This is a genomic window from Rouxiella sp. T17, from assembly GCF_036663475.1.
In the GTDB taxonomy this organism is placed as follows: domain Bacteria; phylum Pseudomonadota; class Gammaproteobacteria; order Enterobacterales; family Enterobacteriaceae; genus Rouxiella.
This window is the reverse complement of the sequence record NZ_JAWUEA010000035.1, coordinates 182,134-203,576: the sequence shown is the minus strand read 5'-3', so window position 1 is coordinate 203,576 and position 21,443 is coordinate 182,134. Positions and strand designations below refer to the sequence as shown.

Genomic DNA, 21,443 nt, shown 5'->3' with positions numbered 1-21,443 from the left:
AATTTAACGAGTTCTTACCGCTAGCGTCCATTTTAATGGCCGATCGTCTTATCCAGAACGTAAATCTACGTAAAGATGACCCTTAACGGCCTCTATGACTCTTTTTATCTCGAGAGAAAGCAGCGATTTATCAGCCTCTCCCTCGTTAATGTAATACAAATGTACCCTTCATCCATATTTCTCGGCATGTCTCGCATTTATCTCGTTTAGTCGAATATTTTTAACCCAAGACACATTTTTTAACATAAACTGAATTTACTAGCTTTTCGCCGTGCCGTGCATAACGAGAGGGAGTCTTGATGCATAATTCCACCCCATTAATTACGACGATTGTTGGCGGTCTTGTTCTCGCCTTCCTCTTTGGTATGTTGGCCAATCGGCTACGTATTTCTCCTCTTGTTGGCTACCTCGCCGCTGGCGTGTTGGCTGGCCCTTTTACGCCCGGCTTTGTCGCAGATACCTCTCTTGCGCCTGAATTAGCCGAAATCGGCATTATTTTATTAATGTTTGGCGTAGGCCTGCATTTTTCACTTAAAGATTTGTTAGCCGTAAAATCTATCGCCATTCCCGGCGCAATCGCTCAGATAGCGGTCGCGACCATCTTGGGGATCGGCCTGTCAAAGTTGATGGGCTGGGATCTGATTAGCGGTTTGGTGTTTGGTCTTTGTCTATCAACCGCCAGCACCGTCGTGCTGCTGCGCGCCCTCGAAGAACGCCAGTTGATTGACAGCCAGCGCGGACAAATCGCCATCGGCTGGCTAATTGTTGAAGATTTAGCGATGGTGCTTACGCTGGTTCTGTTACCGGCGCTGAGCGGGATGATGGGCAATCAGCACATTAGTATAGGCGACCTGTTTATCGAGCTCGGCATCACGCTCGGAAAAGTCGTCGCCTTTATTATTCTAATGATTGTGGTCGGACGACGATTAGTCCCGTGGATCCTGGCGAAGTCGGCGAGCACCGGCTCACGCGAACTGTTTACGCTGGCGGTGTTGGCGCTGGCGCTCGGCATCGCTTTTGGCGCGGTTGAAGTCTTTGATGCTTCCTTTGCATTGGGCGCATTTTTTGCAGGCATGGTGCTTAACGGCTCCGAGCTTAGCCAGCGCGCCGCGCACGACACGCTTCCCTTGCGCGACGCTTTCGCCGTGCTATTTTTTGTCTCGGTCGGCATGCTGTTTGACCCATTAATTCTTATTCACGAGCCCCTGGCCGTTCTCGCGACGCTGGCGATTATCCTCTTCGGCAAATCCGCTGCGGCTTTTGTCCTGGTTAAGATGTTCCGTCACTCAACGCGCACTGCGCTGACGATTTCCGTCAGTTTGGCGCAAATTGGCGAGTTCGCGTTCATCCTTGCCGGTCTTGGCATTTCTCTCGGCATGCTGTCTGAACACGCGCGCAATCTGGTGCTCGCAGGCTCGATTCTTTCTATCATGCTGAATCCGCTGCTCTTTTCTTTACTGGAAAAGTATCTCGCCAAAACGGAGATTATCGAGGATCAGAGTCTGGAAGAGGTCATAGAAGATGAAGCGCAGATGCCCGTCTCGTTTTGCGATCACGCCATTATCGTCGGCTATGGACGCGTCGGCAGCTTGCTGGGTGGCAAACTGCTGCAACAAGGCATCCCGATGGTCGTTATCGAAAACTCCCGCCCACGCGTCGAAGCGCTGCGCGAACAAGGGATCACCGCCGTCCTCGGCAATGCGGCCAATAGCGAAATAACCAGTCTGGCAGGACTCGACTGCGCAAGATGGCTGCTCTTAACCATCCCCAACGGCTATGAATCTGGCGAAATCATCGCCACCGCGCGCGCCAAACGCCCTACTCTCGAAATCATCGCCCGCGCCCACTACGACGACGAAGTCACTTACATCATGGCGCGCGGAGCCAATAAAGTCGTGATGGGCGAACGCGAAATCGCCAACAACATGCTCGACTCCATCAACATCGGCATGGAAATCCCCCCAAATGCCGAGAGCAACGCGATCTAATTAAAAGCCAACAAAGCTACAGTGCCAAAGATGAAGAGGATCCATCCTCTAAGCCATGGACATCGTAGCGCGGCGGCAAATGAGCAAATCCCGATGAGCTGACACGAGTCAGAGATTCGGGTGCGCGAGTGAAGCCAACAAAGCTACGATGTTCAGGGCGACGAGGATTATTGTTCCCAGTAAGACTCTTCGAGAGAATCTTCCCGTTCGGGAAGACCGCGAGTCAACCTCGGGGAATGCTGGTTAAGCACCTGATAACTCACTCGGTTAGCGTATTTACAGACCTGCGCCAGCGAGGAGTAGGTCAGATAATCGCGGGCGTGCTTGCTCGAATTCGGTACCGACATTTTATGGAAGCCGTTAGCGGCGATGTCATGCAGCAAGGCTGACAGTGCGCCGTCGCCCGCGCCGTTGGTGTTCATGATTTTCTCGGGGCCGCCCATATAAGGCGCGATGTGCGAGAAGATTTTTAGTGGCTGGGCACAGCTTTCACGGCGCATGGCGCGGCTGAATTCGTACTGATTGAATTCGGCAATTGCCCCGGGCAGCAACGGATGATTGGTCGTCCGTTTGAATTCATCTTCGGTATAACTTCCCATGTACAGGCCGCTCGGTCCGGCGGTACACAGCACTAAATCGGTTAATTCCAACGCGGCATTGGTTGCCATCAGCGGATCGCTAAAACCGGTCAACGCGCAGCCTTCGTCTTCGTTCATCGCCAAAATGGTGACATTGTCGCGAATGAAATCGCGCCACGCCTGGGGATCTTCGGCGATGACATACTGCGTGCCAAGGGTTAGTACGACTGGAACCTGATACTTTTTGGCATAGGCGATCGCCTGCATCGTCGCCTCGGGCATTGGGTCACCCGCATCGCCGCGCAGTAGATAAGATGTCAGCACCAGCGCCGACGCGCCCGCAATCACATCTTCGGGAATGCTTTCTGGACGCAGCTGATTCATGTGGCCCGGGCTAATAGCAAAGGTGCGCTCGCCGCTTTCATTTATCAGCGTAAAACAGCGGCCCATCGCGCCATCGACGCCCTGCAGGTAATCGAGATCGGTACGGCTGGAGGTGTTGCACAAATAGCGATACGCGTAGCTGCCAATTTTGATGTTGCTGCACATCACGCCAAGCAGTACCGAGCGATCGTCGGCCAGCACGGAGTAGTTGTGCAGCGTATTGCCAATCGTGCCGCCGGCGAACTGATGAGAAATCAGTGCCTGGCTGGTCAGCTCAAGATAAAGCTGGTCCGCGCGCTCGTCGTCAATCAGGTTCGACTGCCCCGCCACTAAACCGTAGCGCGTGATTACGTCGTCATCTACTTTGGCTTCGATATCCACCAGCGTTTGATCGATGCCGACAATGTACGAGGTGCTGGCATCGGTCTGCGGCAAGGTTTTATTCAGCGTTTCGTTCAACATCGAGTCACGCAGCAACGGATCGCGGGCATTGACAGGGAAATAGTGTTTGGACTTACGTTTACCAGGAAATTTCATTGAGTATGGGCACGAGCTGGGGAAATATCGGGGAATAATATCACACGCTAACAGGTGATTCAGGAGAGTTATCTTTTCTTCGATTTTTTCATCGGCTGGCAACGTTCAGTCGACAAACATTCCTTCTATAAACATTCGGCAGGCAAAATAGCCTGCCGATTGATTTGCGAAACAAGATGATCAGCGCATTAGGCGCGGTTTAAGGCTGGAAGTGCTGGCTCACTAATTGTTCCATCATGTCGATGTGATCGGGACGATCGTTAAGCGCATCAATATATTCAAATTTCTCGCCGCCCGCGTGCAGGAACAGCTCGCGGTTTTCACCGTTAATCTCTTCGATAGTCTCGAGACAGTCGGACGAGAAGCCCGGACAAACGATCTGAATATGTTTGACGCCCTGCGCGGGCAGGCCTTTCATGGTTTCATCGGTGAAAGGCGTCAGCCACGGCTCGCGACCAAAACGCGACTGGAAGGTCAGCATAATTTTGCCCGCAGGCAGTTGCAGCGCGGTGCTCAGCGCCTGCGTTGTCGCCTGACAGCGCTGCTGATAATCATCGCCTTCATTAACAAAACGGTTTGGAATCCCGTGGAATGAAAGTACCAGACGATCCGGCATGCCGTGTTTCTCGAAAGATTCCAGAATGCTGGCTTTCAGCGCGGCAATGTACGCCGGATGTTCGGCATAATCGCGGATAAAACTGATTGAAGGCAGGCGGCGCTGCGCTTTGAGCACGCGCGCTACGCCGTCAAACACGGAGGCGCTCGTCGAACAGGAATATTGCGGATAGAGCGGCAAGACGACCATTTTGGTCACGCCGCGCTCGAGCAAACGGCCAATCGCATCTTCGAGACTCGGCTTGCCGTAGCTCATCGCCAGCTCAACCGGCGTATCCGGGAATCGATCCGCCAGCGCCTTTTGCTGACGCTTGCTGTAGACCATCAGCGGCGAACCTTCGTCCATCCACACGGATTTATAGAGCTTGGAGACGCGCGGCGAACGGAATGGCAAAATCACGCCCTGCAAAATCGGCCACCAAATCAGGCGATTAGTGTCTACGACGCGAATATCACTCAAAAACTCAGCCAGAAAACGTTTCACCGCCGGCGTGGTTGGAGCCTCCGGCGTGCCAAGGTTAACCAGTAACACACCGAATTTCGTCTGCATCATGCTGAATTCCCTAAATAATATTGCTAAATTTTTAACACAGGGCAAATGACCTGTCTGAATGCGCCCTTATTGTAACCAAACTCGGGCAAATCGGAACCGATAACAGTAAATGGGATTAACAATCAATGCGTTTTAGTCGGGGAAATAAAGGAGAGGAGAGACAAACTTTAGGGAGAGGGGAAAAAATAAAAAACAAAGGCGGCCGAAACCGCCCTGCTACGGAGAACCAACGATCGGGATTAACCCAGAATAGTCGCCAGCTCTTCGCGTACTTCGGCGACTTTTTTGGTGCCGTCGATTTTAACGTACTTGGTGTTACCGGCTTCAGCTTCTTTCCCGTAATAGGAAACCAGCGGCTCGGTCAGCTCATGATATTCAACCAGACGTTTACGGACAGTTTCTTCCTGATCGTCTTTACGGGTAGTCAACTCTTCGCCGGTCACGTCGTCTTTACCTTCAACCTGAGGCGGGTTGAATTTAACGTGGTAAACGCGGCCAGACGCAGCGTGTACGCGACGACCCACGATACGGTCAACGATCAGTTCGTCAGGCACGTCGAATTCCAGAACGAAATCAACAGAGATGCCCGCTTCTTTCATTGCATCAGCCTGAGGAATGGTGCGTGGGAAACCATCCAGCAGGAAACCGTTACGGCAATCTTCTTGCGTAATACGTTCTTTTACCAGGGCAATAACCAGCTCGTCGGTGACCAGTTTACCGGCGTCCATAATCTCTTTGGCTTTCTGACCGAGTTCACTTCCGGCCTTAACAGCTGCGCGCAACATATCACCGGTAGAAATTTGCGGAATACCGTATTTCTCCATGATGAATTGAGCCTGAGTACCCTTACCTGCGCCCGGAGCGCCCAGCAGAATGATACGCATTGCGTAAATCCCCTTGCATGTAATTTTTTATTTAAAAGTCGAAAACAGTCAACCATACCACTGCGCGCCCTCTTCCTCAAGAAAGGGGCGCGGCAAGTTGATGATTAAAAGATACTACACGGCAAGGGCTGCGTGTTTTTTAGCCTGCAAGGTTTGTGAGACCACCGCCAGAATAATGATGCACCCGCCAACGATTGCATTAATGGTTGGCGCCTCGTGCAGAAACAGGAAGATCCACAGCGGCGCGAGCGCGGTTTCGAGCAGCAGGAAAAGGCCCGCGTTGGACGGCGGCACAAAGCGGGTCGACAGCGAAATCAGCCCCATGGCGAGAGGAATGATCAGTGCGCCTTCAATAATCAGCCACAGCCACTGATTGGCGTGCAGCGCACCCGCAGCAGCCATTAATCCGCCACCGGCAAACATCGGCACAATCACCGAGGCCAGAATTCCGCCCAGCGAAGGCAGTGCCAGCGTGCCGTTTTCGACGCGCGAAGCAAAGATAAACGCCAGCGCCATACAGACCGCCGTGCCCAAGGCAAAATAGTTGGCACTCGCGTCGGCACCGTTTTGTCGTCCGGCCATCACAATCACCACGCCCAACATGCCGACAATCGCCGCAATCATCAGCGAACGGTCGATTTTAGTGTGGAAGAACAGCCGTGAAATAATCGCCGAAACAAACGGTGTAGAGGAGATAATTACCAGAACGGTAGCGATATTGCCGCGATTGAGCGCGTTGACAAAACAGGCCGACGAGGCGCAGAAAAACAGCACGGACAGCAGGTTTTGACGCGTAATCCAGGGCACGCCCAGAACGGAACGGCTTTTCGGTACCATCAACCAGACGGCAAAGACCACGGCCCACATCAGCAGCCCGCGTAATACCACAATCAGCCACGAATTATCGACCGCCATGAGGCGGATGAAAACCGAATCGGTACTCAGGATAATGCCGCCAAGAATACCGATCAGGTTGCCGTTTACTGCGCTTGTTCTACTCATGTTATGTTCCATAATTTTGAAATATCTTCGAAAACGCTGCCCGTACAGTTGACCGGACGCCCTTTCTGGCCGCGCGTCCAGCGAGACAATCGCAGCGTTTTACTGTGCTCAAAATAGCTGCCGTTAAGCGCTTTGGCTTGCAGGCGCTGCTCCTCGCTAAAATCCGGCACGTGGAAACAGCTGTAAGGCAGACCCGGCTCGCCGATGGACTTTAAACGGGTCCCATCGGGCAGCCAGATATCGATATCTTCCACGCTCGCCACGTTGTACGGCTGCCATCCCGGCGCGTTCATCGTTTCCAGCGCTTTTTCCAACGGCGCGTCTGACACCGTCGAGCCTTCAAACAGGCGCAACTCACTGCGCAACAGCATGGAATAATCTTCCGGACGCACGGCAATCAGCGATAGCCCGACCGCCACCGACGCGTGCTTGTGCAGTGGGGCAAGGAAGATCGAGGCGTGATCGATGAGATCGTCATGCAGGTTGGTGGCAAAACTGTGGGAGGCATCGACCACCACGCGGTTTTGCAACGCATCCAGCCCGTTCAACTCGCCGGAATAGGGATTGACGTGAGTGACAATCTGCACGCCACTGTTCTCTTTCCCTACGCTAATCTCGTGAGGAAAAAGCTGGTCAATGGGCTGATAATGCTGGTGATTTGCCAAGCTCATCGAAATATTCTGCTTGTGGAGCAAATGGGACAGCATCGCCAACCCGACACTGACCGACTGCACCATAAACACGTCATATTGCTCGAGATGGTAAACCTCGGTAAGTTTCTCACGCAGCGCTTCGCGTAAATTGTTCACTTTTTTGTAAAAGTGACCGCCGCCGTGCAACTGCTGTAGCTGGGGTGACAATGCTGAAGGATCCATTAGTCGATTAACTCCTTCTGATAAAGCAAAGGTAAAACGTTGTCGCGAAACACCGATCCGACGCCGACTTCACACGGCGGCTTGCGGTAATTCACCCAGGCGATTTCCGCGATTTCAGAGCTGGCAACGGGCTGACCCACGACCTCAACCTGATAGACATGATTTTCAATCGCTACCGATTCGAACTCGGCGATGCCGTGAAACAGGCCAAAAGGCCTGATTTCAGCAGCTTCAACATTCAGCTCTTCCTTGAGCTCGCGACGCAGGCAGGTCAGATGATCCTCGCCCAGCAGCGGTTTGCCGCCCGGCGAGATGAACACGTCCGTGCCCTCTTTGCGGGTCAGCAACAGCGAACGGTTGCGAATAATGACGGCCAAACACTTGATGATCGTTTTCATCACAGGCTCCTCTGTCAGGCAGCTTCAGCGGCGGAACTGGCAACTTTTCTGGTCAGTGACAGGCTTTCACCCGACAGGAATTTGACAATGTTCAGCGCCAGCGGCGTTTTTTCTCGCAGGTAGGCCAAAATGGTGTCGTCGCTCGGCGTTGAGAAGCTGTCGCCGAAGATGCTGACCCCTTCGAGAGACTTGGTTGAAATTCCCAATTGCAGCAGGCGATATTTCACGTCGTCCTGTGATTGAGCGAATTCATAAATAGGGGAATGATATTTAATGCCGAACTCTTGCATTAAATCGACCAAATACTCTTTGGCGACCAGACGTTGTTCCGGGAATTCCTGTTGGTAATGCGTAATCCCGTCGTTAATTACTTCAATATCATGACGACGACAGAAATCGATAAGGTGAGCATGGATTGCCAGCTTTTCACCGAGTAATACCAGGTTTTTTCTATACTTAAGAATATCGCCTTCAATATTTTCAATGGCGATGCTGCGGAAAGTCCCGCTAATATCTTCAACTGTGTGTTCTACAACTAAATCGCCAAAACGGTTTTTAAGTTCTTCGACGCGATGGGAAAGAATGCCGCGATGAAGGGAACATCCGCTGTTCGCCGAGTAAAGGTGAACCGGTATACCCTGTAACATCAGATAACAGGCTGCCAACGTACTGTCACGACCACCGGTAAACATCACAAGCTGGGTTTTTACGGATTCATTTTTCATGTTGATCCTTATTTTTCATTGGAATAACCGGGTTCAAGGCACTTTGCTTAAGGTGTGTAGGTTGTCCCGTCACGCTCGTTACACCGACTTAATGCGCCTTCCTGGCACCTCGTTTCGGGACAAGGCTGAGACTAAAGGGTTTTTTATGTGTTAGAAAATGATATAAACAGACAGACGACGTGAAATTTTCTAACAAGGTGGCACCATGTCAGACCTTCCTTCTTTACGCGCGCTGCACTATTTTAAGCAGGCCGCGATATTTGAAAGTTTCAGTGCGGCGGCAGAATCCTTAAATGTCACCCACAGTGCAATCAGCCACCAAATAAAGAATTTGGAAGCTTGGCTAGGCACGCCTTTATTTAAGCGAATGAGTGGCAGAGTTTATTTAACGCAGGATGGCGAGATATTAAAGAAATGCTGCGAGCAGGTATTTAGAAATATCGAGGCGACGTGCAAGGAAATAAAGCGTCGCGAAGAGAACAGCCTTATTATTTCCTGCGCGCCGAGCTTTTTGTCGCAGTGGTTAATACCGCGAATCAACCGTTTTTCACAGCGCCATGAAAATATTGCCCTCACCTTTCAGACCCATGTAAACATTGAAAATATTCAGGACGAACGCACCGACATTCTGATCAAAAGCAATGAAACGTCACTGCTGGATGAAATTGAAGCTACGCTCATCACCGTCGATTATATAGGGCCGGTCTGCTCGCCTGACTTTCGTCATCGCTTTACCTATGAAACCGATTTTGCCACTCTGCCGCTGCTGCACGCCGATACTAAAATGAATGCCTGGCAAGAGTGGGCGCGCAAGACAAATACGCGCGGAGATTTTATTGCGGGCAAGCATTTTGATAATTTGACGTTAGCGATTCAGGCCGCAAAAAATGGCTTGGGGATTATTATGACGCCGCAGATTTTGGTGAAGAAAGAAATACAGGAAGGGAGCTTATTGGCACCGCTGGGCTTTGCCGAAGTTGACCGGGCAACCTACATGTTGGTCAAGCGTTCGCGGAGTCAGGAGAAGGAAATTATGCTGTTTCGACGCTGGTTATTAGAAGAGGCTAGCCAAGGTTAATCGACTAGCCTCCAGTTTCACTTAAATAAAAAGTTTACCTTAAGTGACAAGCTTTCGTTAAGTAACAAGCCTTACTTATCTACGTTCGCCCTTATAACTTATAGACGTTCGCCACTGAAAATCAGGCTTGCAGCAGCGTGTTCATGCGGCGGATAAACTGGTTTGGATCTTCCAGCGTACCGCGCTCGGCGAACAGCGCCTGATCGAGCAGCAGCTCAACCCATTCGGCGAACTGATCTTCCTGAGTTTCGTCGGCAGCGCGTTTCACCAGCGCGTGTTCAGGGTTCAGCTCAAAGATGTATTTCACCTCTGGCGCGTCCTGACCCGCTGCGGCAAACAGTTTCGCCATCTGGGTACTCATTTCGTCGGCACCGGTCGTCACGATGGCCGGCGTATCGGTCAGACGATGCGTCAAACGCACTTCCTTCACGCGCTCGCCCAGCAGCGTTTTCACGCGATCAACGAACGGCTCCAGCGCTTTATCGGCATCTTTTTGCTGCTCGTTTTCTTCATCGGACAGCTTGTCGACAGACGCATCGGCCTTGCTGACGGACTGGAAGCTCTTGCCGTCAAACTCGGTCAGATAGCTCATCATCCACTCGTCGATACGATCGGAAAGCAGCAGCACTTCAATGCCTTTCTTGCGGAACAGCTCAAGGTGTGGGCTGTTTTTCGCGGCGGCATAGCTGTCGGCAGTGATGTAGTAAATCTTGTCCTGACCTTCAACCATGTTCGCGACGTACTCTTCCAGCGACAGCGTCTGCTCTGAAGAGTCGTTACGGGTGCTGGCGAAACGCAGCAGTTTGGCGATGGTTTCTTTATTGCTGCTGTCTTCCGCAGGACCTTCTTTCAACACCAGACCAAACTGTTTCCAGAATTGCAGATACTGATCTGCATCATCTTTCGCTAATTTTTCAAGCATTTGCAGCGCACGCTTGCTCAAGGCAGCGCGCAGATTCTGCGTCACGCGGCTGTCTTGCAGAATTTCACGCGAGACGTTCAGCGGCAAATCGTTGGAATCTATCAGACCACGCACAAAGCGCAGATAGTTCGGCATGAACTGCTCGGCTTCGTCCATGATAAACACGCGCTGAACGTAAAGCTTCAGGCCGTGCTTGTGATCGCGGTTCCACATGTCCCACGGCGCCTGCGAAGGGATATACAGCAGGCTGGTATATTCCTGCTTGCCTTCGACGCGGTTGTGGCTCCAGCTCAGCGGATCGCTGAAATCATGGGAAATGTGCTTGTAAAACTCTTTATATTCTTCATCGGTCACGTCAGAACGGCTGCGGGTCCACAGGGCCTGCGCCTTGTTAATCTGCTCCCAGATGACGGTATCGTCTTCTTCGTTGCGCGTTTCAATCTCGACCGGCAACGCGATGTGGTCGGAATATTTGCTGATGATTGAACGCACTCGCCAGTTGTCGAGGAATTCGTCCTGATCTTCGCGCAGGTGCAGCGTAATTTCGGTGCCGCGATCGGCTTTCTCGATGTCGGCCAAGGTGTATTCACCCTCGCCCGCTGACTCCCAGAACACGCCCTCTTCCGCGCCAACGCCCGCCGCACGGGTGCGAACGGTCACTTTGTCGGCCACGATAAAGGCAGAGTAGAAGCCCACGCCGAACTGACCGATCAGCTGACTGTCTTTCGCCTGATCGGAACCTACAGATTGCAGGAAAGCTTTAGTACCTGACTTGGCGATAGTGCCGAGGTTATCGATCACTTCGTCGCGGGTCATGCCGATACCGTTGTCGCTCAGCGTCAGGGTACGTTTTTCTTTATCGAAAGCCACGCGCACGCGCAGTTCCGCGTCGTTTTCATAGAGATCGGGTTTTGACAGCGCGCAGAAGCGCAGCTTGTCGGCCGCATCCGATGCGTTGGAGATAAGCTCACGCAGGAAGATTTCTTTATTCGAATAAAGCGAATGAATCATCAGGTGGAGTAACTGTTTTACTTCAGACTGAAATCCGCGGGTCTCTTGTCCTTTCATACTCATCAAATACCTCAATCAAACCGTTTGAGTGATTAAAAACAGGGCGTCTCAAAACATACGTTTCAAAACAGGCTGAGTGAGAGATGGGGGTCAATGCCGAAGATTCAAGAGGAGCACAAAACGAAATGCAGAAACGAGCGTTATTTGCTTATTTTGACAACAATATTAATGCTTATGAACTTGAACTTGATTTTGAATTTAAAAAACAGCCCGTCTAAGTAATTGAAGTCGCAGCAAGGCGGCAAGCGAGTTCATCCCTAGGAGCTTACGCTGGTAAGTGACTAGGGTGAGCGAACGCAGCCAACGCCGCTGCGGCTTCAAGGACGACGACGGATCGCATTCAAGTTAAAGCTCAGTACTTAAAGATATGACGTCCGGCAAGGGAGTGGGCGAGAGTGGTGCCATCGACCATCTCGAGCTCGCCACCGACAGGCACACCGTGCGCGATTCGGCTGGCAACGACGCCGTATTGCCCGCACATTGCAGCAATATAATTAGCCGTCGCTTCCCCTTCGACCGTCGGATTGGTCGCCAGAATCACCTCTTGAATGCTTTCGCTTTCAAGACGCTGCTCCAGCCTGCCGAGTCCGATGTCATCCGGGCCGATACCGTCGAGAGGCGAAAGGTGCCCCATCAACACGAAGTAACGTCCTGAAAACTGGCCGGTTTGCTCGATAGCGTGGATATCTGCCGGGCTTTCGACCACGCAAATCTGACCGTTTTCCTTGCGGCGTGAATTGCCACAGATGGTGCAGATTTCCTGCTCGGTAAAGGTCCGGCAGTCCGCGCAATGGCCAATTTCGGACATCGCGCGGGTCAACGCCTGCGCCAGCCGCATTCCGCCGCTGCGATCGCGCTGCAGCAGCTGGAATGCCATACGCTGCGCTGATTTCGGGCCAACGCCCGGTAGGCAGCGCAGCGCCTCCATTAATGTTTCAAGGAGTGGGCTGGTTTGCATCAGAATGGCATCTTAAAGCCCGGTGGCAACTGCATGCCGCCAGAAACTGCTGCCATTTTTTCTTTCTGGGTTTCATCGATACGACGAGCCGCATCGTTGAAAGCCGCAGCGATCAGGTCTTCCAGCATATCTTTGTCATCTTCGAACAGGCTCTGATCGATTTCGACGCGACGAACGTTGTGTGCGCCGTTGATAGTGATTTTGACCAGACCTGCGCCAGATTCGCCAGTGACTTCGATCGCTGCGATCTCTTCCTGCGCCTGCTGCATTTTTTCCTGCATTTGCTGGGCCTGTTTCATCAGGTTACCAATGCCGCCTTTTCCAAACATAATCATCTCTCTTTGCGTCGGGCCGCGTATGTGCACCATGCTCCTACTGCGGCGGTTAAATTGGGCGAATACTCTCTTCGTCCAGATCGGCGTCAAAGAATCGACGCAGGGTCTGGATATTAGTATCCGCGATAATCGACTGACGCGCCTGCGCCAGTTTTTCTTCGTAAATCGCCTGTCGCCATTCAAGCGGCGTCAGGATGGCCTGATTGTCGTCTTCGACCACGGTCAGCGTAATTTCTTGCTGATAAAGCGTCGCTAAAGCCTCTGCCAGCGTTTTTTGCGCAGTTGGCGAGTTTAGATGACGCTGCGAAGAACGCAAATGCAGACAAAGCGTCGCTGAATCTGGACGTTCAAGGAAAGCGTTGAGCGCCAACTGCTGCACCAGCTTCGGAATGGTCAACTGATGAATAATCGCGGCCCATTCGTCACGTTCGATAGCTTCTTCAGCCAATCGTGCCGCCAGCTCGGGCGATTTCTCATGCTCAAGCGCGGTACGCAGCGCTTTCGGCGTGGCGACAGGTTCTGGCGCGGCCTCCGGCTCGTTAACTGCTTTCCAGCGATAGGCTTCCTGCTTGAGCGGCTCGGCGGGCGCCTTTTTCTGGGCCATCGCGCCCGTGCGCTCTAATGAACGCTCGGTGACGGAAGCCAGTCGCTCCAGCACCGAATTTGCCGGCTGCGCTTTTCCAGGCGCGGCCGGCTCAGCTTTTTTTGGGGTCGAGTTTCCCTGCTTTCGCAATAATTCGGTTCGCGCCTTCAACAGCTGCGCGGTCGCACTCGACGCGCCGCCCGCCGGGGCGGGACTATTCTGCGCCGGCTCGCCGCGTGGCGGTGGGGCATCGTGAGACGGCGCGATACCCGCCTGCGCATTAACCGGCAGCGTGTTTTCGTACTGTGGAACCTGCGGCGCGCTGTACTGTGGCTGCGATGCACCGTTTTGTGGATCAACGTTTTGTGAAGCAGCGTTTTGTGACGCTACGTTGGCTCCGCGCTCGGCAGCTTGCGGTTGCGCAGCTTTTGGTTCTGCAGCTTTCGGTTCTGCAATAATCACTTTCGGATTAAACGCCAGCGCGCGCAGCAGCGTCATCTCGACGCCCATGCGTTTGTCCGGCGCAAACGGCAGCTCTTTGCGGCCAATCAGCAGCGTTTGATAATAAAGCTGAACGTCAGTGGGCGGCAGCACGCGCGCCAGTTCACGTAAACGCTGCTCGATGGCGGCGTAGTGATTGTCCATGACGGTCGGCAACAGCTGGAGCATGGCGATGCGATGCAGCAGCGCCAACGTTTCGACCAGCAGCGTTTCCCAATCGACCCCGCGCGACGAGGCCTGTTCGACCTGCGCCATCACGGTGGCGCCATCGGCACTGACCAGCGCTTCGAGAATCGCCAGCGGCTGTTCGTCGTCGAGCGTGCCCAGCATTTGCGACACGGTTTCGGTGGTGACCTGACCCTGCCCCATCGCGATAGCCTGATCGGTCAGGCTGAGCGCGTCACGCATACTGCCATCGGCGGCGCGGGCCAGTAGCTGTAAAGCCCGGGCTTCGCTGTCGATTTTTTCGGCCTGCAACACTTTGTCGAGCTGCTTGCGAATCTGTTCGACGTCCAGCGCTTTCAGATGAAATTGCAGACAGCGTGAAAGAATGGTGACCGGCAGCTTTTGAGGATCGGTGGTCGCCAGCAGGAATTTGACGTGCGAAGGCGGCTCTTCAAGCGTTTTCAACAGCGCATTAAAGCTGTGACGCGAGAGCATGTGCACTTCATCGATCAGATAAACCTTGAAGCGGCCACGCGCGGGGGCGTACTGCACGTTGTCGAGCAGTTCGCGGGTATCTTCTACCTTGGTACGCGAGGCGGCGTCGATTTCGATGAGATCGACAAAACGTCCCTGCTCGATTTCACGACAGTTGTCGCACACGCCGCAGGGCGTCGAGGTAATGCCGGTTTCGCAGTTCAGGCCTTTAGCCAACAGGCGGGCAATCGAGGTTTTCCCGACGCCGCGCGTGCCGGAGAAAAGATAGGCGTGATGAATTCGCCCCAGCGACAGGCCGTTGGCCAGTGCCGTCAGAACATGTTCCTGACCCACTACGTCAGTGAAAGTTTGGGGGCGCCACTTACGGGCAAGAACCTGATAGCTCATTAATACCGGAAAAGTCGGGGAGTCTGTGGCGTTATAGTATCACAGCCCCGCCAACACGAGCGAGGGCTGATAAACTCAAACATCTTTTCGTTAAATATGGCGCTTTTAAGGCCCAATAAAAACGAATAATTTCAACGCTATTCGGATCACAGGAAGGCGGTAACTGCGCGTCTCCGGGCGCTGACAGAGGTCAGTGACTGGAGTAAGCAAAGGCAGCCAACGCCCCTGTGGTTCGAAGCGCGAAGAATGATTAGTGGCCCGCGAAGTTAACGAGGCAATAGCATTCAATACCGAGGTTATTGAGGCGCTTTTCACCGCCCAGTTCTGGCAGATTGATGATGAAAGCCGCGTCGGAAACTTCGCCGCCCAGACGACGGATAAGCTTGGCGGTGGCTTCGATGGTGCCGCCGGTGGCCAGCAGATCGTCGATTACCAGCACTTTGTCGCCCGGCTTGATGGCGTCGGTGTGGATTTCGAGCTTGTCGGTGCCGTATTCCAGCACGTACTCTTCAACAATCGTTTCACGCGGCAGTTTGCCCGGCTTGCGCACGGGAACAAAGCCTACGCCCAGCGCCAAGGCAACCGGTGCGCCAAACAGGAATCCACGCGCTTCGGTGCCTACTACTTTGGTCACACCGGCGTCGCGGTATTTTTCTGCCAGCAGGTCGATACTCGCCTGATAAGCCTGAGGATTTTCCAGCATACTGGTGACGTCGCGGAACAAAATGCCCGGCTTTGGATAGTCAGGAATAGTCTGGATACTGTTTTTAATAAACTCAAGCTGCTGTGCAGTAGCGGTCATAACGGTAGCGCTCATAATAAAGTCGATTCATAGCTGAATAGCCCGTAACGACCCAAGCCATGCGCCCTGCTCCGAGAAGTATCGGCTAAGCAGAGAACCACGGCGAACGAGTCTGGCAGGCTAATCAAGAAAAAAGTTAGGGGACGACCAGCGGTCGAGTCGCCCAAATCTATGCAAAGCCACTTCAAAAAGCAACCCACAGCCGGTTATGATCGCCTTTTTTATTGCTCTAGGTCAACCTCTGCTGCGCACCATAACAGGATAAACGGCCAGTAAAGCCTAATAATGAGCGAAATATACGCATTATTGGTGCATAAAGCGGCGGCACAAAATCTCCGGTGATGTCACTTGTTTCTGTGGTCTTTCAGGGTAAGCTTGCCGCCATGTTCCGCAGGTCAATCAGGCGGGGAAAATCAGTCTGGAGAATCTCGGTGAGCACGCACACCTTATTACAGTCGCTGGAACGGCAGATAGAAAATCTGGCGCAGGAAATCGAACCCATCGCTCATGCGCCCGCCCAGCAGGCGCGTTTTGACGTCGCCCTCTTTTCGACCAAAGGCACGCGGCTACGGGAATATCTGGCCGAGGTGCGGGTTAATTTCGCTCAGCTAAAGCAGGTCGTGGCCGAAAATCGATCGGCGCAGGTGGCGTTTGTCGCCGAACGTCTGGTTTCTCAAATTACTGCCTTGCAGCGCGAACTGGCAACGCAAACGTTGCGTTCGGCAGACAAGCAGCGCGAAGTAAAAAGCAGCGATTTTTACGGCAAACTGGTTGAACATCAGCAGTATGAACGTCGATTGATTGCGATGATTGAAGACCGCGAAAGCAAGCTGGGTCGCGTCGAAACCTTCAAAGAGCAGCAGCATATTCAGAAAGAGCTGGCCGCGCTGGAAGGCAGATTGATGCGTTGCCGTCAGGCATTGATAAAAATCGAACGTAGCATCGAGCGTCAGGAGCGCGGTTTTTGACGCTCCTATCACAAAATTTGAAAATTACCGTCGGTTTTTGAAACAAAAACTCTATACTCAGTAACTCGACCACACTTTGCTGGGATTCTTTGTTGACTGCGGGTTAAACAGAGCCGGCTCAAGATTAACTGGAACGCCTATGTCCGTAGAAAATGCACCTCCCGAACTGCAACTGGCCGTCGACCTGATCTACCTGCTGGAATGCAATGAAATCGCCCCAGACGTTGCGTTGGCGGCGCTGGAGATTGTGAAAAGGGACTATCAGGAAAAGATCAAACACCCAACCGGCAGCTTGTCCATAAGCTACCTGTAAAGATTTCCGGCTAGGCGAGGTTTCCCCCGTCTGGCGTGTGCATATTCTGCGACGGTTGGGCGTTTTGCAGCGACTGACTGTCTCGCAAAGGGAAAATCGGCCGTTTGATCTCCTGAATTTCCTTGCCGTCCCTATTATGCAGATACACTTCCAACTGATTGAATGCTAAATCAATATTATTGTCGCGGAACAAACTATCGAGCGCGCGATTTAGCTCATCGACGGTGGCATTCCTGTCGCCCAGTTCGCGCACGTAAAGCCGTAATTCATGCTCCAGCGTGCTGGCTCCAAAGTTGAGGAAGTAAACGGTCGGCCCCGGATCGCTCATCACCCGCGCATTTTCATGCGCCGCCTGCAACAGTAACGCCTTCACCTTTTCCAAATTCGAGCCGTAAGCCACGCCGACTTTAATCACCACGCGCGTGACGGTATCGGAAAGCGACCAGTTAATCAGCCTTTCCGTTACAAACGCTTTATTCGGGATAATCACCTCTTTGCGGTCAAAGTCGGTAATAGTGGTGGCGCGAATGCGAATCTTGCTCACCGATCCGGAATAGGTGCCGATAGTGACGGTATCGCCGATGCGAATCGGCCGTTCGAACAGGATGATCAGACCGGAAACGAAGTTGGCGAAAATTTCCTGCAAGCCAAAGCCCAGCCCGACCGACAGCGCCGCCACCAGCCACTGTAGCTTGTCCCACGACACGCCGAGCGAGCCGAGCGCCGTAATCGCGCCAATCACGGTAATGGTATAAGTCAAAATAGTGGTAATCGCGTAGGATGCGCCCTGCCGCAGCTGAAGCCTTGATAATACAAGCACTTCCAGCAAACCGGGCAGGTTGCGGGTCAGCACATAGGCGACGATAACCGCACCAAAGGCCATCAGGAAATTGCCCAGCGTCACGGTTTGCTGCACTACTTTTCCCGCCACGTTGGCCGAGTAATGCCACATCGAAATGCTGTCGAGATACGAAATCACCGTCAGTAAATCCGACCAGATCAGATAAAACACCACGGCGAAAACGATGAACAGCGCCATCGTGATGAGACGCAACGTCTGTTGGTTAATCTGATCCAGCCCCAGCGGCGTCTCTTCGAGCTGTTCACTGCCGTCCGCGCCGTCTTTGGCATTGTTAATCTGCCGACGCGCCAGCGCACGCCGAAACGCCAGTCGTCGCGCCGCTACGCCCAATCCGCGCAGCGCGGCCAGCGTAGAAATGTTCCAGGCAATTAATAGATAAAGGCTGTCTAGCCAGCGGCTGGAAAGGCGCAGCGTGGTATAGAAATAGCCGCTGACCATTAAACCGATGAAAAATACGGGCGCAAAAGCGATCGCCGTGACCGCCACCAGCCGCACCGTTTGGGTATTTTTTTCACGCCAGCCGTCGCGGAAAATCGGAAACACCAGCACGGAGAGCACGCCGAGCGTCACAAACACCACGATTTGCCCGATGATGTCATCCACCAGCCCCAGCGGCGTTTTCTCTCCGCGCACGGTCCAGAAAATCAGCGGTAGCATGGTCAGCGACAGGCGAATAATCGCGCGGCGATAGTGCGCCGCCGTGGTGGCCGGAATGGCAAAGTGGCGCTCGTGAACACCCTGCGGCGCAAGCGAGTGATAGCAAAAGCCCATCACAAACTGGAACACGGCGAAACGCTGCGCCAGCGTCCAGAGAAAATCGTTTAATTCAATGTCAGAAACGGAGAGCCAATATCCCACGCCGAGCGTCAGCAGCACGCTGGGCAAGGTCAGCAGCATCACCATAAACAGCGCTTCGGGCGTGTGCATTTGGGAATCGCGCTTGAGCTGGCCGACGTCGGCCCCGAGCTTGTCGATGCGCGCCAGAATCGCCTTTCGGCGCAGCAGCAGGACCACAATCGCCAGCAGCAGCGGCAGGTTAATTGGCAAGGATCGCAGCACGCCCGCCTTCAACGACACCAGCGGCATCTTGACGTTGAGCGCCTTGACCTGCGCGTGAATATTTTGCGGCAGCGAGGTGATGAAATCGAAATTCATCGGCTTGTTGCTGTTAACCCAGAAGATTTGCTGGGTCAGCGTGCTGGTCAACGATTCATTAATACTGGTCAACTGCTGCTGGTTGATTTGCAGGTTAATCGCCAGCGCCAGCTGATTGCCCAACTGTTTATTCAGCTGGTCGAGAAGCTCGCGGCGCACGTCGATGATTTGCTCGAGCGCGTCATTGATATCGTCATTAATCGTCTCTTTGCTATTTTTCACCAGCCCCTGAATGTAGTCATCGCCCTGAAAAAGCGCGTCGCGCTGCTGGTTGATGTTGAACTGTTCAAGACGCAAATTGGAGATCTGCGAGCTCATGTCGGTCATCAGGCTGGCGGTCGGCTGGTTGTTTTGCTGCTGCTGATAAAGGATGCGCGACAGCAGCAGGCTGCCTTTGAGCTCGGTAATCTGCTCTTTGAGGTCATGCTCGGATTGCGAAGATCGGTCGAGCCAGTTTTTCACCGTGATGTTCTGTTGCAGCAGTTTGTTGCCATCTTCGGTGGAGGTAATCAGTCGCTGGCTGAGATCGCGGTTGATATCCAGCTCCTGACTGACCAGCGGGTCCTTTTGCAAATCGGTGGTGTCGCCCGGCGTTTGCGCCTCTTTGGCGGTGCGCTCGGACAGCGTCAGGCGTTTGCCGTTGACCACTTCCTGCAACACCTGCGTCACCTGTTCCAGCTGATTAATGTGCGCGTTGGTGTAATCGCGCTGCTTTTGCAGCAAATCTTGCAGCGTGGTGTTGGCTTGCAGGCTGCTTTGCTGCTGGTCGATTTCAGCGTTAAGCAGCGCCTGCTCGGTGGTTAGCATGGTTTGCTGAGAGTTTCTCAAATCCTGCTGATTGGGGTCCATTCCGTTGAGTTCGTTACGGATTTTTTGCAGGCTTTGCGAATAGCTAAACATCGCGTTCTGTACGCGCTCGGGCTGCGTTTGCAGCGTAATAAGCTGCGTGTTGTAGGTCGAGAGATCGTTTTGCGACGCCTGCAAATCGTCGAGCGTTTCATTCAGCCGCGTTTCGAGCTGGCGTAGGGAAAGCGCGCCGAGCTGAGTTTTCAGCGTCGTGTCGTCGATTTTATCCTGTAATTTGCTCAGGCCGTCGGAAGCGGTGCGCAGTTTACCCGGCGCATCGGCCAGCTCCTGACGCAGCTGCGCCTGCTGTTGCTTCACGCGATCCAGCGCGTCGAGCAGTTCCAGCGTGCGATAAAGATCCTGCTGGGTCAGTTTATCGGTAGGCGAAAGCATTTTTTGTCGACTTAGGGCGTCGAGCTGATTCTGCACTTCGTTATGGGTCGGGATATCTGCCGGAGAAGAGGCAAACGCCCGCGGCGCGGCGATCAGGACTAGAAAAATAAGCAGGAAGAGGCGCAGTAAATGCACCAATGGCCGCGCAGAAAGGCGGATGAGATCGGCATTAATGCAGCGAAACTCAACGGATCGGCTAAACATGGTTTACTTCGTTCAATCAGAGGTGCGATAGTTTACCACGGCAATCACTGGCGACCTATCCGTCCGCCCTGCCCAATCACTTCCAAAGTTGTAAATCTTTATCTATGCTTGCCCCTGTTTTTTGAAACACTTAATTACTTTTAAACAAGCTTGGACATAGTCGCAACATCTCGATATAAGTATCAATAAATTGACCGGCCTGATGGTAGAGATCAAAGCTTTCTGGCATAAACAGCCAGTTTTCCATCAATCCGGTAATGTAGGCGCGCAGGATGATCGCCGCCTGGCGGGTTTGCAGGGTTTTCGGCAATTGCGCCTGTTCAATGCAGCGCTGCAAAATGCTTTCAATCTTGCCATAACCCTCCATATACAGCGCCTTACGCGCGTCATGAACGGAACGCATCTCCCCAACAAATTCACATTTGTGAAATATGATTTCCATCAATGAACGGCGTGAAGGATCGGTTACCGTAGCACGAAGCAGGTAAACCAAAATCTCGCGTAATACGCGCAGTGGATCATTCGGGTACTTTGTCTGATACTCAATTTCCAGCCGCTGCACTTGAGATTCACAGTTTTCCCAAACGGCGTTAAAAAGCTCAACTTTGTTCTTAAAATGCCAATAAATAGCGCCACGCGTTACGCCCGCAGCATGGGCGATGTCGGTGAGCGAAGTCGCGGAAACGCCGCGAGCGGAAAACTGGCCGATGGCCGCATCCAGTATTTCCTGTCTGGTTTGCAGCGCCTGCGCTTTGGTTTTTCGTGCCATAGGTTTAGCTTGGGTAGGAGTTTAATTTACATACATTTGTGAATGTATGTAACATAGCATGCACATACTTATAACGCAGCAGTGGAATGTCACAATC

19 protein-coding genes and 1 other annotated feature are annotated in these 21,443 nt (G+C 53.0%); of the genes, 5 read left to right on the top strand and 14 right to left on the bottom strand.

Annotated features, from left to right (window positions below; all coding sequences use genetic code 11):
• Positions 1-299: 299 nt before the first annotated feature.
• Positions 300-1,988, top strand: a complete 1,689-nt coding sequence (gene ybaL, locus SC206_RS14385; protein WP_332738110.1) for a YbaL family putative K(+) efflux transporter — start codon at positions 300-302, stop codon at positions 1,986-1,988.
• A gap of 167 nt (positions 1,989-2,155) precedes the next feature.
• On the opposite strand, the gene SC206_RS14380 is transcribed toward ybaL, so the two are convergent.
• From SC206_RS14380 to SC206_RS14350, 7 genes are all read right to left on the bottom strand, one after another.
• Positions 2,156-3,487, bottom strand: coding sequence for an inosine/guanosine kinase (locus SC206_RS14380; RefSeq protein ID WP_332738109.1), 1,332 nt, complete (start codon positions 3,485-3,487; stop codon positions 2,156-2,158).
• A gap of 199 nt (positions 3,488-3,686) precedes the next feature.
• Complete coding sequence (hemH, locus tag SC206_RS14375) at positions 3,687-4,655, bottom strand: ferrochelatase (protein ID WP_332738108.1); 969 nt, start codon at positions 4,653-4,655, stop codon at positions 3,687-3,689.
• A 239-nt stretch (positions 4,656-4,894) separates the two neighbouring features.
• The gene (gene adk, locus SC206_RS14370; protein ID WP_332738107.1) at positions 4,895-5,539 is read right to left on the bottom strand and encodes an adenylate kinase; all 645 of its coding nucleotides are present in this window, start codon (positions 5,537-5,539) and stop codon (positions 4,895-4,897) included.
• 114 nt (positions 5,540-5,653) lie between these two features.
• Positions 5,654-6,541 (bottom strand): DMT family transporter, encoded by an 888-nt coding sequence (locus SC206_RS14365; RefSeq protein ID WP_332738106.1) that lies wholly within the window; start codon positions 6,539-6,541, stop codon positions 5,654-5,656.
• On the bottom strand, positions 6,538-7,416 hold the full coding sequence (locus tag SC206_RS14360; RefSeq protein WP_332738105.1) for a DUF6024 family protein: 879 nt from the start codon (positions 7,414-7,416) through the stop codon (positions 6,538-6,540). Before SC206_RS14360 ends, SC206_RS14365 begins: the two co-directional genes overlap by 4 nt.
• Positions 7,416-7,814 (bottom strand): NUDIX hydrolase, encoded by a 399-nt coding sequence (locus SC206_RS14355; RefSeq protein ID WP_332738104.1) that lies wholly within the window; start codon positions 7,812-7,814, stop codon positions 7,416-7,418. The genes SC206_RS14360 and SC206_RS14355 overlap by 1 nt, the downstream gene beginning before the upstream one ends.
• Before the next feature lie 14 nt (positions 7,815-7,828).
• Positions 7,829-8,539, bottom strand: coding sequence for a hypothetical protein (locus SC206_RS14350; RefSeq protein ID WP_332738103.1), 711 nt, complete (start codon positions 8,537-8,539; stop codon positions 7,829-7,831).
• 205 nt (positions 8,540-8,744) lie between these two features.
• Here SC206_RS14350 and SC206_RS14345 point away from each other — a divergent pair, with 205 nt between their 5' ends.
• Positions 8,745-9,617, top strand: a complete 873-nt coding sequence (locus SC206_RS14345) for a LysR substrate-binding domain-containing protein (protein ID WP_332738102.1) — start codon at positions 8,745-8,747, stop codon at positions 9,615-9,617.
• Positions 9,618-9,738: 121 nt separating this feature from the next.
• On the opposite strand, the gene htpG is transcribed toward SC206_RS14345, so the two are convergent.
• Complete coding sequence (gene htpG / locus SC206_RS14340; protein WP_332738101.1) at positions 9,739-11,607, bottom strand: molecular chaperone HtpG; 1,869 nt, start codon at positions 11,605-11,607, stop codon at positions 9,739-9,741.
• Between the two features lie 86 nt (positions 11,608-11,693).
• Here htpG and SC206_RS14335 point away from each other — a divergent pair, with 86 nt between their 5' ends.
• On the top strand, positions 11,694-11,828 hold the full coding sequence (locus SC206_RS14335) for a hypothetical protein (RefSeq protein ID WP_332738100.1): 135 nt from the start codon (positions 11,694-11,696) through the stop codon (positions 11,826-11,828).
• A 134-nt stretch (positions 11,829-11,962) separates the two neighbouring features.
• Here the strand turns inward: SC206_RS14335 and recR are convergent, their stop codons facing one another.
• The 4 genes from recR to apt all read right to left on the bottom strand — a co-directional run bounded on the left by recR (position 11,963) and on the right by apt (position 15,836).
• Positions 11,963-12,568 carry a recombination mediator RecR gene (gene recR / locus SC206_RS14330; RefSeq protein ID WP_332738099.1) on the bottom strand — a complete coding sequence of 202 codons (606 nt, stop codon included), beginning with the start codon at positions 12,566-12,568 and terminating at the stop codon, positions 11,963-11,965.
• Positions 12,568-12,897, bottom strand: coding sequence for a YbaB/EbfC family nucleoid-associated protein (locus tag SC206_RS14325; RefSeq protein WP_045046091.1), 330 nt, complete (start codon positions 12,895-12,897; stop codon positions 12,568-12,570). The genes recR and SC206_RS14325 overlap by 1 nt, the downstream gene beginning before the upstream one ends.
• A 55-nt stretch (positions 12,898-12,952) precedes the next feature.
• Positions 12,953-15,034 (bottom strand): DNA polymerase III subunit gamma/tau, encoded by a 2,082-nt coding sequence (gene dnaX, locus SC206_RS14320; RefSeq protein WP_332738098.1) that lies wholly within the window; start codon positions 15,032-15,034, stop codon positions 12,953-12,955.
• Positions 13,565-13,629: a sequence feature (DnaX frameshifting element), on the bottom strand. (Overlaps the previous gene by 65 nt.)
• Positions 15,035-15,284: 250 nt before the next feature.
• Entirely contained in the window at positions 15,285-15,836 is a 552-nt protein-coding gene (gene apt, locus SC206_RS14315) for an adenine phosphoribosyltransferase (protein ID WP_332738255.1), read from the bottom strand.
• A gap of 431 nt (positions 15,837-16,267) precedes the next feature.
• Between apt and priC the strand changes: the two genes are divergently transcribed.
• Positions 16,268-16,804 carry a primosomal replication protein gene (gene priC, locus SC206_RS14310; protein ID WP_332738097.1) on the top strand — a complete coding sequence of 179 codons (537 nt, stop codon included), beginning with the start codon at positions 16,268-16,270 and terminating at the stop codon, positions 16,802-16,804.
• A gap of 139 nt (positions 16,805-16,943) precedes the next feature.
• Complete coding sequence (rsmS, locus tag SC206_RS14305; protein ID WP_332738096.1) at positions 16,944-17,117, top strand: pleiotropic regulatory protein RsmS; 174 nt, start codon at positions 16,944-16,946, stop codon at positions 17,115-17,117.
• Between the two features lie 10 nt (positions 17,118-17,127).
• Here the strand turns inward: rsmS and mscK are convergent, their stop codons facing one another.
• Both mscK and acrR read right to left on the bottom strand, forming a co-directional pair.
• Positions 17,128-20,577, bottom strand: a complete 3,450-nt coding sequence (gene mscK, locus SC206_RS14300) for a mechanosensitive channel MscK (RefSeq protein ID WP_332738095.1) — start codon at positions 20,575-20,577, stop codon at positions 17,128-17,130.
• Positions 20,578-20,707: 130 nt separating this feature from the next.
• Positions 20,708-21,346 (bottom strand): multidrug efflux transporter transcriptional repressor AcrR, encoded by a 639-nt coding sequence (gene acrR, locus SC206_RS14295; RefSeq protein ID WP_332738094.1) that lies wholly within the window; start codon positions 21,344-21,346, stop codon positions 20,708-20,710.
• Positions 21,347-21,443: the final 97 nt, after the last annotated feature.

Bases quoted from the DNA above. Each gene is read 5' to 3' on its own strand.
- ybaL (WP_332738110.1), top strand. From the start codon at position 300: ATGCATAATTCCACCCCATTAATTACGACGATTGTTGGCGGTCTTGTT.
- SC206_RS14380 (WP_332738109.1), bottom strand. From the start codon at position 3,487: ATGAAATTTCCTGGTAAACGTAAGTCCAAACACTATTTCCCTGTCAAT.
- hemH (WP_332738108.1), bottom strand. From the start codon at position 4,655: ATGATGCAGACGAAATTCGGTGTGTTACTGGTTAACCTTGGCACGCCG.
- adk (WP_332738107.1), bottom strand. From the start codon at position 5,539: ATGCGTATCATTCTGCTGGGCGCTCCGGGCGCAGGTAAGGGTACTCAG.
- SC206_RS14365 (WP_332738106.1), bottom strand. From the start codon at position 6,541: ATGAGTAGAACAAGCGCAGTAAACGGCAACCTGATCGGTATTCTTGGC.
- SC206_RS14360 (WP_332738105.1), bottom strand. From the start codon at position 7,416: ATGGATCCTTCAGCATTGTCACCCCAGCTACAGCAGTTGCACGGCGGC.
- SC206_RS14355 (WP_332738104.1), bottom strand. From the start codon at position 7,814: ATGAAAACGATCATCAAGTGTTTGGCCGTCATTATTCGCAACCGTTCG.
- SC206_RS14350 (WP_332738103.1), bottom strand. From the start codon at position 8,539: ATGAAAAATGAATCCGTAAAAACCCAGCTTGTGATGTTTACCGGTGGT.
- SC206_RS14345 (WP_332738102.1), top strand. From the start codon at position 8,745: ATGTCAGACCTTCCTTCTTTACGCGCGCTGCACTATTTTAAGCAGGCC.
- htpG (WP_332738101.1), bottom strand. From the start codon at position 11,607: ATGAAAGGACAAGAGACCCGCGGATTTCAGTCTGAAGTAAAACAGTTA.
- SC206_RS14335 (WP_332738100.1), top strand. From the start codon at position 11,694: ATGGGGGTCAATGCCGAAGATTCAAGAGGAGCACAAAACGAAATGCAG.
- recR (WP_332738099.1), bottom strand. From the start codon at position 12,568: ATGCAAACCAGCCCACTCCTTGAAACATTAATGGAGGCGCTGCGCTGC.
- SC206_RS14325 (WP_045046091.1), bottom strand. From the start codon at position 12,897: ATGTTTGGAAAAGGCGGCATTGGTAACCTGATGAAACAGGCCCAGCAA.
- dnaX (WP_332738098.1), bottom strand. From the start codon at position 15,034: ATGAGCTATCAGGTTCTTGCCCGTAAGTGGCGCCCCCAAACTTTCACT.
- apt (WP_332738255.1), bottom strand. From the start codon at position 15,836: ATGACCGCTACTGCACAGCAGCTTGAGTTTATTAAAAACAGTATCCAG.
- rsmS (WP_332738096.1), top strand. From the start codon at position 16,944: ATGTCCGTAGAAAATGCACCTCCCGAACTGCAACTGGCCGTCGACCTG.
- mscK (WP_332738095.1), bottom strand. From the start codon at position 20,577: ATGTTTAGCCGATCCGTTGAGTTTCGCTGCATTAATGCCGATCTCATC.
- acrR (WP_332738094.1), bottom strand. From the start codon at position 21,346: ATGGCACGAAAAACCAAAGCGCAGGCGCTGCAAACCAGACAGGAAATA.